We start from the raw sequence: 14,650 nt of genomic DNA on the forward strand, positions 1-14,650 counted from the left end.
CCCACCCATGGAAGGGACACCATGGCAACACGCGTACCGAGCAGGATCACCAAGGCCCTGCTGGCCCCCGCCCTCGCGCTCGGCGCGACCGTCGGCCTGGCCTCCGCCCCCGCCCAGGCAGCCGTCTGGAACTCCTGCGACCAGTGGGGCAACACCACCCTGAACGGCTACACCCTCTACAACAACATCTGGGGATCCGGCGCGGGCAGCCAGTGCGTCTGGGCCAACTCCGGCACCAACTGGGGCGTCTGGGCGAACCACCCGAACACCGGCGGCATCAAGTCCTACCCCAACTCCAAGAAGGTGATCAACAAGCCGATCACCTCGCTGACCTCGCTCACCAGCAACTACAACGTCACCGTCCCGTCGTCCGGCGCCTACAACACGTCGTACGACATCTGGGACACCGACTACGACTACGAGATCATGCTCTGGGTCAACCACAACGGCGCCGTCGGCCCGCTCGGCACCTCCCAGGGCAGCGTCACCCTCGGCGGCCACACCTGGAACGTCTACAAGGGCGACAACGGCGCCAACGAGGTCTTCTCGTTCCTGCGGACCTCCGACTCCACCTCCGGCTCGGTGAACATCCTGCCGATCCTGAAGTGGATCAAGGACACCAAGGGCTGGATGGGCAACGAGACCATCGGCGACGTCCAGTTCGGCTACGAGATCACCTCGTCGTCCGGCGGCCTGGACTTCGTCACCAACAACCTGACCGTCAGCGGCGGCTGACACCCGCCGTACCGGGGGCGCCCGGTCCCCTCTCCGGGCGCCCCCGCACGGTGCGGCTACTCCGTCACGGGCAGCCGCGCCCCGTCCCGCAGGAACAGCGGGATGCGGTCCAGCGGGGCGTCGACCGTCACGGCCCTGCCGCCCTCGTACGTCTCACCGGTCCACGCGTCCGTCCAGACCGCGCCCGCCGGCAGATAGGCCGTGCGGGCCGTCGCCCCCGCCGTCAGCACCGGCGCGACCAGCAGGTCCCGGCCGAAGAGATAGGCGTCGTCCACCGACCAGGCGGCCTGGTCCCCGGGGAACAGCAGGAACAGCGGCCGCATCACCGGCAGACCCTCCTCGTGGGCCTCGCGCATGACCTCCATGACGTACGGCTTCAGCCGCTCCCGCAGCCGCAGATAGCGCTCCAGGATCGCGCCGGCCTCCTCGCCGTACGACCACACCTCGTTCGGGCCGCCGGTCATCTCCGGGCCCAGCGGCATGCCCGGGTCGCGGAAGCCGTGCAGCCGCATCAGCGGGGACAGCGCGCCGAACTGGAACCAGCGGACCATCACCTCCCGGTACGCCTCGTCGTCCGGGTCGCCGCCGTGGAAGCCGCCGATGTCGGTGTTCCACCAGGGGATGCCCGACAGGGCGGTGTTGAGGCCGGCCGCGATCTGACGGCGCAGCGTCGCGAAGTCGGTGCCGATGTCACCGGACCACAGGGCGGCGCCGTAGCGCTGACTGCCCGCCCACGCCGAGCGGTTGAGGGTGATGATCTCGTCCTCGCCGGACTCCTTCAGGCCCTCGTGGAAAGCGCGGGCGTTCTCCGCCGGATAGAGGTTGCCGACCTCCAGGCCCGGACCCGCCCAGTAACGCAGGTTCTCCTGGAAGCCGGGCTTCAGCTCCGGCTCGCAGGCGTCCAGCCAGAACGCCTTGATGCCGTACGGGACGAGGTAGTTGTCGCGGACCCGGGACCAGACGAACTCCCGTGCCTCCGGGTTCGTCGCGTCGTAGAAGGCCACCTGGACCGTCGACGCGACCTCCTTGTCCGGCCAGTCGGCGTGCGCCGTCGGCCCGTACTGGGTGCCGATGAAATAGCCGCGCTGCTCCATCAGCGGATGGTTCTCGCTCAGCGGCGACACCGACGGCCAGACGCTCACCACCAGCTTGATGCCCAGCTCGTCCAGCTCGCGGACCATCGCCGCCGGGTCCGGCCACTCCTTCGGGTCGAACTTCCACTCGCCGAGGTGCGTCCAGTGGAAGAAGTCGCAGACGATCACGTCGATGGGCAGGTTCCGGCGCCTGTACTCACGGGCCACCGCGAGGAGTTCGTCCTGCGTGCGGTAGCGCAGCTTGCACTGCCAGAAACCGGCCGCCCACTCCGGCAGCATCGGGGTGCGGCCCGTCACCGCGCTGTAGCGGCGCTGGGCGCCGGCCGGGTCGCCCGCGGTGATCCAGTAGTCGATCTGCCGGGCCGAGTCGGCCACCCAGCGGGTGCCGTTGTGCGCCAGCTCCACCCGGCCGATCGCCGGGTTGTTCCACAGCAGGGTGTAGCCGCGGCTGGAGGTGAGCACCGGGATGGCGACCTCGGCGTTGCGCTGGACCAGGTCCAGCACCAGGCCCTTCTGGTCCAGCCGGCCGTGCTGGTGCTGACCGAGGCCGTACAGCCGCTCGTCGTCGTACGCGGCGAAGCGCTGTTCGAGGCGGTGGTGGCCGTTGCCGACGGCGGTGTACAGCCGCGGGCCCGGCCACCAGAAGTGGGCGCGTTCCTCGGCCAGCAGCTCGCCGCCGTCGGAGCTGCGCAGGAAGCGGACCAGGCCCTCGGCGTCGACGTGCACGGTCAGCGCGCCGACGGTCAGCCGGGCCTCGCCGTCGCCCATCTTCAGGGTGCTCTCGGTGGGCGGGGCGGCGTCGAGCAGCGCGCCCGGCAGTCCTTCGAGGACCGGGCCGCCCAGCCGGGCCCGGACCCGGACCGCGTCCGGGCCCCACGGTTCGATCCGCAGCGTCTCCTGGCGGCCGCTCCACTCCAGCGCGCCGTCCCGCTCGCGGAACGTGCCGACGGTCGGGGAGGACTGCGCGAGGCTGACCTTGGGCTGTGTTTCGGCAGGCTGAATCACGTGGCGTCTCCTGGAGACATGGGGGTGCCCCGGCAGGGGCGGAGAGGAGTGCCCCGGCGGGCGTGGCGGGCCGGGGACGGGGAGCGCCGTCAGGACGCGGCGGGTGCCGGTCCCGTGCTCGCGCGGATGGTCAGCTCGGGCGGGAGCAGGACGACTCGGTCGCCGCCCCGCCCGTCCAGCTTGGCGACCAGGTGCTCCACGGCGCGCCGGCCCATCTCCTGGGCGGGGATGGCGACCGACGTCAGCCGGACCGACGCCTGGACGGCGACCTGCTCCGGGCAGACGGCGACCACGGACACGTCCTCGGGCACGGCCCGCCCCTGCTGGCGCAGCAGCGCGAGCAGCGGCTCGACCGCCGCCTCGTTCTGGACGACGAACCCGGTGGTCGCCGGACGCTCGTCGAAGATCCGGGCGAGCGTCGCCGCCATGGCGTCGTACCCGCCCTCGCACGGCCGGTGCAGCACCCGCAGCCCCAGCTCGCGGGCGCGGGCGCGCAGTCCGTCGAGGGTGCGCTCGGCGAAGCCGGTGTGCCGCTCGTACACCGCGGCGGCCTCCCCGATGACGGCGATGTCGCGGTGGCCGAGCGACGCCAGATGCTCCACGCACAGCGCGCCGGTCGCCGCGAAGTCGAGGTCGACGCAGGTCAGCCCGGTGGTGTCGGCGGGCAGTCCGATCAGCACGGACGGCTGGTCGGAGGTGCCGCGCAGCAGCGGCAGCCGCTCGTCCTCCAGCTCGACGTCCATCAGGATCATCGCGTCCGCGAGCCCGCTGCCGGTGACCCGGCGCACCGCGTCGGGCCCCTCCTCGCCGGTGAGCAGCAGGACGTCGTAGCCGTGGGTGCGGGCGGTGGTGGCCACCGCGATGGCGATCTCCATCATCACCGGCACGTACATGTCGGTGCGCAGCGGGATCATCAGCGCGATGATGTTCGACCGGCTGCTGGCCAGGGCCCGGGCACCGGCGTTGGGGTGGTAGCCCAGCTCCCGGATGCTCTGCTCGACCCGCTGCCGGGTGGTCGCGGAGATGGACCGCTTGCCGCTGAGGACATAGCTCACCGTGCTCGCCGAGACTCCGGCGTGCTGGGCGACCTCGGCGAGGGTGACCATCCGCTCTCCAAGCTGTGTGAAGCGCTTCGACAACGCGCAATGCGAACTACGGCGGGTGAGGGTGGTTCGACAGTAGCTCCAGCGGAGGTGGGTGTCCATAGGCTGTCGAAGCGCTTCGACTCCTTTCTCCCCGGCAACCTCTCCGTCCCCCCGCAGTGAACAACAACCTCCGGGGCCGGGGCCACGGCCTGTGGCCGCACGCCGAGAAGGACGCCGACTGGCGGGACCAGCCCGCCGACGAGACCATGATCTGGCCGAGCCGCCGGGGCGGCGCGGTGTGGGACATCCACCAGGGCGACATCGGCTGGAAGGCCCACCGCTACTCGGTCGGCATCGACTGAACGGTCGCGCGCGGGGTGGTGCGACAGTCCGTTATCGGGTACATACGATCGCGTAGCACCCGTCGGTAACCAATTGGACCTTGATCCCGATTCGCGGCGAGGTGAGCCTCATGTCCGCCACCCCCACCACTCGACCCACCGTCACCGAACGTGAGGCCCGCCAGGTGGCGGAGGCGGCCCGGGAACAGCACTGGCGCAAGCCCAGCTTCGCCAAGGAACTGTTCCTGGGCCGCTTCCGCCTCGACCTCATCCACCCCCACCCGCTCCCGGCCGACGAGGACGTCAGGCGCGGCGAGGAGTTCCTGGCCCGGCTGCGCGACTTCTGCGAGACCCGCATCGACTCGGCCCGCATCGAACGCGAGGCCCGCATCCCCGACGACACCATCCAGGGCCTCAAGGAACTCGGCGCCCTCGGTATGAAGATCGACCCCAAGTACGGCGGCCTGGGACTCACCCAGGTGTACTACAACAAGGCCCTCGCCCTGGCCGGTTCGGCCAGCCCGGCGGTCGGCGCCCTGCTGAGCGCCCATCAGTCGATCGGCGTACCGCAGCCGCTGAAACTCTTCGGCACGCCGGAGCAGAAGGAGACGTTCCTGCCGCGGTGCGCCCGCACCGACATCTCGGCGTTCCTGCTCACCGAGCCGGACGTCGGCTCCGACCCGGCCCGCCTCGCCACCACCGCCGTACCCGACGGGGACGAGTACGTCCTCGACGGGGTGAAGCTGTGGACCACCAACGGCGTGGTCGCCGACCTGCTCGTGGTGATGGCCCGGGTGCCGAGGTCCGAGGGCCACCAGGGCGGCATCACCGCGTTCGTCGTCGAGACCGCCTCGCCGGGCGTCACCGTCGAGAACCGCAACGCCTTCATGGGCCTGCGCGGCCTCGAGAACGGCGTCACCCGCTTCCAGGGCGTACGCGTCCCCGCCGCCAACCGCATCGGCCCCGAAGGCGCGGGCCTGCGGATCGCCCTGACCACCCTGAACACCGGCCGCCTCTCGCTGCCCGCGATGTGCGTCGGCGCCGGCAAGTGGTGCCTGAAGATCGCCCGCGAGTGGTCCGCGGTCCGCGAGCAGTGGGGCAAGCCCGTCGCCCTGCACGAGGCCGTCGGCTCGAAGATCGCGTTCATCGCGGCCACCACCTTCGCCCTGGAGGCCGTGGTCGACCTGTCCTCCCAGATGGCCGACGAGGACCGCAACGACATCCGCATCGAGGCCGCCCTCGCCAAGCTGTACGGCTCCGAGACCGCCTGTCTCATGGCCGACGAACTCGTCCAGATCCGCGGCGGCCGGGGCTTCGAGACCGCCGAGTCGCTCAAGGCACGCGGCGAGCGCGCGGTTCCGGCCGAGCAGATGCTGCGCGACCTGCGCATCAACCGCATCTTCGAGGGCTCCACCGAGATCATGCACCTGCTGATCGCCCGCGAGGCGGTCGACGCCCACCTCTCCGTCGCCGGCGACCTCATCGACCCCGACAAGTCCCTCTCCGACAAGGCGAAGGCGGGCGCCAACGCGGGCGTCTTCTACGCCAAGTGGCTGCCCAAGCTGATCGCCGGCCCCGGCCAGCTGCCCCGCTCCTACGCCGAGTTCCAGCACGGCGCCGACCTCGCCCCGCATCTGCGCTACGTCGAACGCACCTCCCGCAAGCTCGCCCGCTCCACCTTCTACGCCATGTCCCGCTGGCAGGGCCGGATGGAGACCAAGCAGGGCTTCCTCGGCCGGATCGTCGACATCGGCGCCGAACTGTTCGCGATGAGCGCCGCCTGTGTGCGCGCGGAACTCCTGCGCAGCCAGGGCGACCACGGCCGCGAGGCCTACCAGCTGGCCGACGCCTTCTGCCGCCAGGCCCGCGTCCGCGTCGACGCCCTCTTCGCCCGTCTGTGGAACAACACGGACGACCTGGACAACAAGCTGGTCAAGAACGTCCTGGCGGGCAGCTACGAGTGGCTGGAGGCGGGCATCGTCGACCCCTCCGACGACGGCCCCTGGATCGCCGACACCCACGCACCCGACACCCCCCGCCCCGACGTCCGCCGCACCATCCCCGAGTGACCGGCGACACCCACCCGAGGGACGTGCTGTCCTGGCGTCCTCCGCTTGCGGCAACAATGGAGGAATGAGCGACAGTCCAAGTCCAGCCCCACTCGCCGACCCGCACCTCGTCTACGACCCGGTGACGGCCGACGGACCGAAGGACGTGGTGATCCTCGGCTCCACCGGGTCGATCGGCACCCAGGCCATCGACCTCGTGCTGCGCAACCCGGACCGGTTCCGGGTCACCGGGCTCTCCGCCAACGGCGGCCGGGTCGCCCTGCTCGCCGAGCAGGCCCGCCGGCTGCGGGTGCGGGCCGTCGCGGTCGCCCGCGAGGACGTCGTACCGGCGCTGCGCGAGGCCCTGAGCGCCGAGTACGGCCCCGGGGAGCCGCTGCCCGAGATCCTGGCCGGACCGGAGGCCGCCACCCACCTGGCCGCCTCCGACTGCCACACCGTGCTGAACGGCATCACCGGGTCCATCGGCCTCGCCCCGACCCTCGCCGCCCTGGAGGCGGGCCGCACCCTCGCGCTCGCCAACAAGGAGTCGCTCATCGTCGGCGGCCCGCTGGTCAAGGCGCTCGCCAAGCCCGGCCAGATCATCCCGGTCGACTCCGAGCACGCCGCCCTCTTCCAGGCCCTCGCCGCCGGCACCCGGGCGGATGTGCGCAAGCTCGTCGTCACGGCCTCCGGCGGTCCCTTCCGCGGCCGCACCAAGGCCGAGCTGGCCGCCGTCACCGTCGAGGACGCCCTCGCCCACCCCACCTGGGCCATGGGCCCGGTGATCACCATCAACTCCGCGACCCTCGTCAACAAGGGCCTGGAGGTCATCGAGGCGCACCTCCTCTACGACATTCCCTTCGACCGCATTGAGGTCGTCGTGCACCCGCAGTCGTATGTTCACTCGATGGTGGAGTTCACGGACGGATCGACGCTGGCCCAGGCGACGCCCCCCGACATGCGGGGGCCGATCGCCATCGGTCTCGGCTGGCCGGAGCGCGTCCCGGACGCGGCCCCGGCCTTCGACTGGAGCAAGGCCTCGACCTGGGAATTCTTCCCGCTCGACAACGAGGCCTTCCCCTCCGTGAACCTCGCCCGGCACGTCGGTGAGCTCGCGGGCACCGCCCCGGCGGTGTTCAATGCGGCCAACGAGGAGTGCGTGGAGGCGTTCCGCGGCGGCGCACTGCCGTTCAACGGGATCATCGAGACCGTGACCCGGGTCGTCGAGGAGCACGGCACCCCGCGCACGGGAACCTCGCTCACCGTCGCGGACGTCCTCGAAGCGGAGACCTGGGCGCGGACCCGGGCCCGGGAACTGACGGCGATGACGGCGGAGGTCCGTGCATGACGACCCTGATGATGATCCTCGGCATAGTCGTCTTCGCGGTCGGCCTGCTGATCTCCATCGCCTGGCACGAGCTGGGGCATCTGTCCACGGCCAAGATGTTCGGCATCCGCGTGCCGCAGTACATGGTCGGCTTCGGCCCGACCATCTGGTCGCGCAAGAAGGGCGAGACCGAGTACGGCGTCAAGGCCATCCCGTTCGGCGGCTACATCCGCATGATCGGCATGTTCCCGCCGGGCCCCGACGGCAAGCTGGAGGCCCGCTCCACCTCCCCGTGGCGCGGCATGATCGAGGACGCCCGCTCCGCCGCCTTCGAGGAGCTGAAGCCGGGCGACGAGACCCGCCTCTTCTACACCCGCAAGCCGTGGAAACGGGTCATCGTGATGTTCGCGGGCCCGTTCATGAACCTGGTGCTGGCCGTCGCGCTGTTCCTCGTCGTCCTCATGGGCTTCGGCGTCACCCAGCAGACCACCACGGTCAGCGAGGTCCAGAAGTGCGTGGTCCCGCAGAGCCAGGCCCGCGACACCTGCAAGAAGTCCGACCCCGACTCCCCGGCCGCCGCCGCGGGCCTGCGCGCGGGCGACAAGATCGTCGCGTTCGACGGCGTCCGCACCGACAACTGGAACCGGCTCTCCGACCTGATCCGCTCCCACCCCGGCGAGAAGGTCGCGATCGTCGTCGACCGCAAGGGCGAGGAAGTCACCCTGCACGCCACGATCGCCACCAACCAGGTCGCCAAGAAGGACGGCAGCGGCCAGATCGTCGAGGGCGAGTACGTCACCGCCGGCTTCCTCGGCTTCAGCGCCGCCACCGGCGTGGTCAAACAGGACTTCGGGGACTCCGTGACCTGGATGGGCGACCGGGTCGGCGAGGCCGTCGACTCCCTCGCCGCCCTGCCCGGCAAGATCCCCGCCCTGTGGAACGCGGCCTTCGACGGCGCCCCCCGCGAGCCCGACTCCCCGATGGGCGTGGTCGGCGCGGCCCGCGTCGGCGGCGAGATCTTCACCCTGGACATCCCCCCGACCCAGCAACTGGCGATGGCCCTGATGCTGGTCGCGGGCTTCAACCTGTCCCTGTTCCTGTTCAACATGCTCCCGCTGCTCCCGCTCGACGGCGGGCACATCGCGGGCGCCCTGTGGGAGTCGCTGCGCCGCAACACCGCCCGGCTGCTGCGCCGCCCCGACCCCGGCCCGTTCGACGTGGCGAAGCTGATGCCGGTGGCCTACGTGGTGGCCGGGATCTTCGTCTGCTTCACCATCCTGGTACTGATCGCGGACGTCGTTAACCCGGTCAGAATCTCCTAGCCACGCGGCGTTCCCGACGGCCCGGCGCGTTCACCGCCGGGCCGCCGCCCCCATCGGGTGGTTTACGGGTGTGATGTGCTCGGGCCATGGCCCGTGCCGTAATCTCGAAGCCTGGAGCCCGCCGCTGAACGGGACCGGGACCTTGATCCACGACTTGGGGTTGCACAGCAGATGACTGCGATTTCTCTCGGCATGCCGTCCGTTCCGACCAAGCTCGCCGAGCGCCGCAAGAGCCGGCAGATCCAGGTCGGGTCCGTGGCGGTCGGCGGGGACGCGCCGGTCTCGGTCCAGTCCATGACGACGACCCGCACGTCGGACATCGGCGCCACCCTCCAGCAGATCGCCGAGCTGACCGCCTCCGGCTGCCAGATCGTCCGCGTCGCCTGCCCCACCCAGGACGACGCCGACGCCCTCGCGACCATCGCCCGCAAGTCGCAGATCCCGGTCATCGCCGACATCCACTTCCAGCCGAAGTACGTCTTCGCGGCCATCGAGGCCGGCTGCGCCGCGGTCCGCGTGAACCCCGGCAACATCAAGCAGTTCGACGACAAGGTCAAGGAGATCGCCAAGGCCGCCAAGGACCACGGCACTCCGATCCGCATCGGCGTCAACGCGGGCTCGCTGGACCGGCGACTGCTCCAGAAGTACGGCAAGGCCACCCCGGAGGCGCTGGTCGAGTCCGCGCTGTGGGAGGCGTCGCTGTTCGAGGAGCACGACTTCCGCGACATCAAGATCTCGGTCAAGCACAACGACCCGGTCGTGATGATCGAGGCCTACCGGCAGCTGGCCGCCCAGTGCGACTACCCCCTCCACCTCGGCGTCACCGAGGCCGGCCCCGCCTTCCAGGGCACCATCAAGTCGGCCGTCGCCTTCGGCGCCCTGCTCTCCCAGGGCATCGGCGACACGATCCGGGTGTCGCTGAGCGCCCCGCCCGCCGAGGAGGTCAAGGTCGGCATCCAGATCCTGGAGTCCCTGAACCTCCGCCAGCGCGGCCTCGAGATCGTCTCCTGCCCGTCCTGCGGCCGCGCCCAGGTCGACGTCTACAAGCTGGCCGAGGAGGTCACCGCCGGCCTGACCGGCATGGAGGTCCCGCTGCGCGTCGCCGTCATGGGCTGCGTCGTCAACGGCCCCGGCGAGGCCCGCGAGGCCGACCTCGGCGTCGCCTCCGGCAACGGCAAGGGCCAGATCTTCGTCAAGGGCGAGGTCATCAAGACCGTCCCCGAGTCCAAGATCGTGGAAACCCTGATCGAGGAGGCCATGAAGCTCGCCGAGCAGATGGAGAAGGACGGCGTCGCTTCGGGCGAGCCTTCCGTGGCGGTCGCCGGCTGAGCAACGCCCTGAAGGGGCGCGGGGAACGGCGCGATCAGCCACAGCGGACGGTCAGCCGCGCACGGACAGGACCTGCCGAGTCAGTGGGCGGACCTCACGAAAGGACGCCGCTCAGCTTCCGCGGGTACAGTGCGGAGACCAGCAGCTGACCCCGGAGGGCCCCGCACGTGCTCACCCAGACGACCTCCCGGGTCCTCGAACCGAGCGACCTGGACGCCGCGCTCGCGGTCCTGCACCGCGAGCCGGTCAACAACGCCTTCGTGACCTCCCGGGTCGAGGTCGCCGGCCTCGACCCGTGGCGCCTCGGCGGCGAGATGTGGGGCTGGTACGAGGACGGCATGCTCACGTCGCTGTGCTACGCGGGCGCCAACCTCGTCCCCATCTGCGCCACCGACCGTGCCGTGCGCGCCTTCGCCGACCGCGCCCGCCGGGGCGGCCGCCGCTGCTCCTCCATCGTCGGACCCGCCGGACCCACCGCCCAGCTGTGGCGGCTGCTGGAACCGCACTGGGGCCCGGCCCGCGAGGTCCGCGCCCACCAGCCGCTCATGATCACCGACCGCATGCCGGCCGGCATAGCCCCCGACCCGTACGTCCGTCGCGTCCGCAAGGACGAGATGGAGACGATCATGCCGGCGTGCGTGGCCATGTTCACCGAGGAGGTCGGCGTCTCCCCGATAGCCGGCGACGGCGGCCTGCTCTACCAGGCACGCGTCGCCGAACTCGTCGGATCCGGCCGCTCCTTCGCCCGCCTCGACGAGCGCGGCAAGGTCGTCTTCAAGGCGGAGATCGGCGCGGCGACCCCCCAGGCCTGCCAGATCCAGGGCGTGTGGGTGGCCCCCGAGTACCGGGGGCGAGGCCTCGCGGCCCCCGGCATGGCGGCGGTCCTGCGCTACGCCCTCGCCGACGTCGCCCCCGTGGTCAGCCTGTACGTCAACGACTTCAACACGGCGGCACGGCGGACGTATCACCGGGTGGGTTTCCAGGAGGTCGGCGCTTTCATGAGCGTGCTCTTCTGAGACGGCGCGCTGTTCTGACCCGCCCCCGCCCGCTGTAGGCTCGCGCCATGCTTCGCGACATCACGATCGCCGCCCTCGACCTCCCCGCCCACGTCGACGAAGCGCTGGCCGTCCAAGCCCTGGCCTTCGGTCTCGGCCCGGACGAAGTCGCCGTACGCCGCCAGATCGTGCTGCGCCACATGAACTACCCGGGCGCCCGCGCCCTCGGCGCCACCACCTCCGACGGCCTCCTCGCCGGATTCGTCTACGGCATGCCCAACAGCCGCACCCACTGGTGGTCGACCGTCGTGGAGCCCTACCTGCGGGCCCAGGGCAACGACGGCTGGCTCGACGACTCCTTCGTCATCACCGAGCTGCACGTCCACCCGCGCCACCAGAACCGCGGCATCGGCCGCGCGCTGATCACCACGATCACCGACAGCGCCACCGAACCCCGCTCGATCCTCTCCGCGATCGACACCGACAGCCCGGCCCGCGGCCTCTACCACTCCCTCGGCTACCAGGACCTGGCCCGCCGCGTCGTCTTCCCCAGCGCGCCCCGGCCGTACGCCGTGATGGGCGCCCCGCTCCCGCTGCGCCGCCGTTAACCGATTTCCACCGTCCAGTCCCGCCCGGCTAACCTCCTAGCACCACCCTTACCGCAGCAGGAGTACGAGAACCATGGCCAACGCACCGGTCCAGCGCATGTCCCAGTTGATGGCGAAGACCCTGCGCGACGACCCGGCGGACGCCGAGGTCCTCAGCCACAAGCTGCTCGTCCGCGCCGGTTACGTCCGCCGGACCGCCGCGGGCGTGTGGACCTGGCTGCCGCTCGGCAAGAAGGTCCTCGCCAACGTGGAGCGCATCGTCCGCGAGGAGATGGACGCCATCGGCGCCCAGGAGGTGCTGCTGCCCGCCCTGCTGCCCCGCGAGCCGTACGAGGCCACCGGCCGCTGGAACGAGTACGGCGCCGAACTCTTCCGCCTCCAGGACCGCAAGGGCGGCGACTACCTCCTCGGCCCGACCCACGAGGAGATCTTCACCCTGCTGGTGAAGGACCAGGCGTCCTCCTACAAGGACCTGCCGGTGATCCTCTACCAGATCCAGACCAAGTTCCGGGACGAGGCCCGCCCCCGCGCCGGCATCCTGCGCGGCCGCGAGTTCCTGATGAAGGACTCGTACTCCTTCGACCTGGAGGACGAGGGCCTCGCCCAGTCCTACGCCCTGCACCGCCAGGCGTACCAGAAGGTCTTCCAGCGGCTCGGCCTCGACTACCGCATCTGCGCCGCCACCGCCGGCGCCATGGGCGGCTCCAAGTCCGAGGAGTTCCTGGCCCCCGCCGAGGCCGGCGAGGACACCTTCGCGGACTGCCCGAACTGCGACTTCGCCGCCAACACCGAGGCGATCACCTACGAGCTGAAGCCGGCCGACGCCTCCGGCGTCCCCGCCGCCGAGGACATCCCCACCCCGGACACCCCGACCATCGAGACCCTGGCCGCCTCCCTCGGCGTCCCGGCCTCCGCCACCCTGAAGAACCTCCTGGTGAAGGTCGACGGCGAGATCGTCGCCGTCGGCGTGCCCGGCGACCGCGAGGTCGACATGGGCAAGGTCGAGGCGCACTTCGCCCCGGCGGTCGTCGAGATGGTCACCGAGGCGGACTTCGCGACCCGCCCCGACCTGGTCCGCGGCTACGTCGGCCCGCGGGGCCTGGACAAGGTCAAGTACGTCGCCGACCCGCGCGTGGCCCCCGGCACGGCCTGGATCACCGGCGCCAACAAGGCGAACACCCACACCAAGAACGTGGTCGCCGGCCGCGACTTCGAGGTCGACGAGTACGTCGACGTCGTCGTGGTGCAGGACGGCGACCCCTGCCCGAAGTGCGGCACCGGCCTCAAGCTGGACCGCGCCATCGAGATCGGCCACATCTTCCAGCTGGGCCGCAAGTACACCGACGCCCTCAAGCTGGACGTCCTCGGCCAGAACGGCAAGCCGGTCCGCGTGACCATGGGCTCCTACGGCATCGGCGTCTCCCGCGCGGTCGCCGCGCTCGCCGAGCAGACCGCCGACGACAAGGGCCTGTGCTGGCCCGCCGAGGTCGCCCCGGCCGACGTCCACGTCGTCGCGGCCGGCAAGGCCCTCCAGACCGAACTGGCCCTGGAGGTCTCCGACAAGCTGGCGGCGGCCGGAGTGCGCGTCCTGGTGGACGACCGCGCGGGCGTCTCCCCGGGCGTGAAGTTCACCGACTCGGAACTGATCGGCGTACCGAAGATCCTCGTCGCGGGCCGCCGGGCCGGCGAGGGCGTGGTCGAGCTCAAGGACCGCCGTACGGGCGAGCGCGAGGAGCTGCCGGTCGACGAGGCGATCGCCCGCCTGACGGCCGCTTCCTGACACCTTTGAACGCGGACGCCCGGGTGACGGACGGTCACCCGGGCGTCGCCGTCACCCCCGGGGGCCTACAGCCACCCGGCGAACTCCAGCAACAGCTCCGCGTCCTGCTCCCGGCCGACGCGGCGGGCCCGTACGCCCGACTCCACCGCCCGGAACAGCGTCCAGCCGCGCAGCCGGTCCTGGTCCACGTCCAGGGACTCCGCGAGCCGCTTCACCCGGCGGCGGGTCGTCGCCGCGCCCGACGGCGAGGCGATCAGGTCCTCCACCCGGTCGCGGACCAGCCGCGCCAGGTCGAAGGCGGGTTCGCCGACCACCGGGTCCGGGCCCACCGCCAGCCACGGCATCCGCTCCCCGCCGAGCACCTTGCTCTGCCGGAAGGTGCCGTGCAGCAACCGCTCCTCCGGCGGTGCCGCCAGCAGCTCCGCGCGCGCCGCGAGCGCCACCTCGACCAGCGGCGCCACCTCGGCGTCCGCCTCCGCGCTCGCCCGCATCGCCGCGGCCTGCCTGCCCGTCCGCCCGGCCACCGTCTCGAAAGCGTGCCCCTCCGGCGGCGCCACCCACAGGCGGCGCAGCGTGCCCGCCGCCTCCAGCAGCGCCTTCGCCTCCGGCAGCGACCGTACCGAGACGTCCGGATGCAGCCGCTCCAGCAGCAGCGCGCCGTCCGGCGACTCGTCCTCCAGCAGCTGTACGGCGCCCCGGCCGCCCCAGTGCGCCAGCGCGGCCCGCTCGCTCTCCGGGCGGGCCCGGGACGGCGCCAGCTTCAGCACGGCGGGGGTGCCGTCGGGCCGCCGCACGAGCACGACCAGGCTGCTGCGGCCGCCCGGCACCTGCACCCGCTCGACGGTCAACTCGCGTAGCGCGACGGCGTGCCGCGCCGTCTCGGGCAGCTTCTCCAACCAGTCGTCACCGTCCGGGGCGCTCTCACCGAGCGCCCTGACCAGACGCCGCGGCGGTTCGAAAGCCATACGCGAGTCGTTCCCT

12 protein-coding genes are annotated in these 14,650 nt (G+C 71.4%); 9 read left to right on the plus strand and 3 right to left on the minus strand.

Features of this window, described 5'->3' with window-relative positions:
• Positions 1-21: 21 nt before the first annotated feature.
• Positions 22-735 (plus strand): glycoside hydrolase family 12 protein, encoded by a 714-nt coding sequence (locus AMK31_RS16240; protein WP_073941225.1) that lies wholly within the window; start codon positions 22-24, stop codon positions 733-735.
• Positions 736-791: 56 nt separating this feature from the next.
• On the opposite strand, the gene AMK31_RS16245 is transcribed toward AMK31_RS16240, so the two are convergent.
• Together AMK31_RS16245 and AMK31_RS16250 are read right to left on the minus strand one after the other, a co-directional pair.
• Positions 792-2,834: a glycoside hydrolase family 31 protein gene (locus AMK31_RS16245; protein WP_073941226.1), complete on the minus strand. Its 2,043-nt coding sequence runs from the start codon at positions 2,832-2,834 to the stop codon at positions 792-794.
• An 89-nt stretch (positions 2,835-2,923) separates the two neighbouring features.
• The gene (locus AMK31_RS16250; RefSeq protein ID WP_073941227.1) at positions 2,924-3,940 is read right to left on the minus strand and encodes a LacI family DNA-binding transcriptional regulator; all 1,017 of its coding nucleotides are present in this window, start codon (positions 3,938-3,940) and stop codon (positions 2,924-2,926) included.
• Between the two features lie 155 nt (positions 3,941-4,095).
• Between AMK31_RS16250 and AMK31_RS16255 the strand changes: the two genes are divergently transcribed.
• The 8 genes from AMK31_RS16255 (at position 4,096) to AMK31_RS16290 (ending at position 13,669) form a co-directional block, all read left to right on the plus strand.
• Positions 4,096-4,281 carry a hypothetical protein gene (locus tag AMK31_RS16255; RefSeq protein ID WP_073941228.1) on the plus strand — a complete coding sequence of 62 codons (186 nt, stop codon included), beginning with the start codon at positions 4,096-4,098 and terminating at the stop codon, positions 4,279-4,281.
• Between the two features lie 110 nt (positions 4,282-4,391).
• A complete protein-coding gene (locus tag AMK31_RS16260; protein WP_073941229.1) occupies positions 4,392-6,329 on the plus strand; it encodes an acyl-CoA dehydrogenase family protein in 1,938 nt (645 codons plus the stop codon).
• A gap of 64 nt (positions 6,330-6,393) precedes the next feature.
• Positions 6,394-7,656 carry a 1-deoxy-D-xylulose-5-phosphate reductoisomerase gene (dxr, locus tag AMK31_RS16265; RefSeq protein ID WP_073941230.1) on the plus strand — a complete coding sequence of 421 codons (1,263 nt, stop codon included), beginning with the start codon at positions 6,394-6,396 and terminating at the stop codon, positions 7,654-7,656.
• An 8-nt stretch (positions 7,657-7,664) separates the two neighbouring features.
• Complete coding sequence (locus AMK31_RS16270; RefSeq protein ID WP_107468631.1) at positions 7,665-8,957, plus strand: M50 family metallopeptidase; 1,293 nt, start codon at positions 7,665-7,667, stop codon at positions 8,955-8,957.
• A gap of 171 nt (positions 8,958-9,128) precedes the next feature.
• Positions 9,129-10,286: a flavodoxin-dependent (E)-4-hydroxy-3-methylbut-2-enyl-diphosphate synthase gene (ispG, locus tag AMK31_RS16275; protein ID WP_073941232.1), complete on the plus strand. Its 1,158-nt coding sequence runs from the start codon at positions 9,129-9,131 to the stop codon at positions 10,284-10,286.
• A gap of 167 nt (positions 10,287-10,453) precedes the next feature.
• Positions 10,454-11,302 carry a GNAT family N-acetyltransferase gene (locus AMK31_RS16280; RefSeq protein WP_073941233.1) on the plus strand — a complete coding sequence of 283 codons (849 nt, stop codon included), beginning with the start codon at positions 10,454-10,456 and terminating at the stop codon, positions 11,300-11,302.
• 47 nt (positions 11,303-11,349) lie between these two features.
• The gene (locus tag AMK31_RS16285) at positions 11,350-11,889 is read left to right on the plus strand and encodes a GNAT family N-acetyltransferase (protein ID WP_073941234.1); all 540 of its coding nucleotides are present in this window, start codon (positions 11,350-11,352) and stop codon (positions 11,887-11,889) included.
• A gap of 73 nt (positions 11,890-11,962) precedes the next feature.
• A complete protein-coding gene (locus tag AMK31_RS16290) occupies positions 11,963-13,669 on the plus strand; it encodes a proline--tRNA ligase (protein WP_073941235.1) in 1,707 nt (568 codons plus the stop codon).
• Positions 13,670-13,734: 65 nt separating this feature from the next.
• Here AMK31_RS16290 and AMK31_RS16295 read toward each other — a convergent pair whose 3' ends face one another.
• On the minus strand, positions 13,735-14,634 hold the full coding sequence (locus AMK31_RS16295; protein ID WP_073941236.1) for an aminoglycoside phosphotransferase family protein: 900 nt from the start codon (positions 14,632-14,634) through the stop codon (positions 13,735-13,737).
• Positions 14,635-14,650: the final 16 nt, after the last annotated feature.

It is taken from the genome of Streptomyces sp. TSRI0107 (genome assembly GCF_001905845.1).
Taxonomy (GTDB): domain Bacteria; phylum Actinomycetota; class Actinomycetes; order Streptomycetales; family Streptomycetaceae; genus Streptomyces.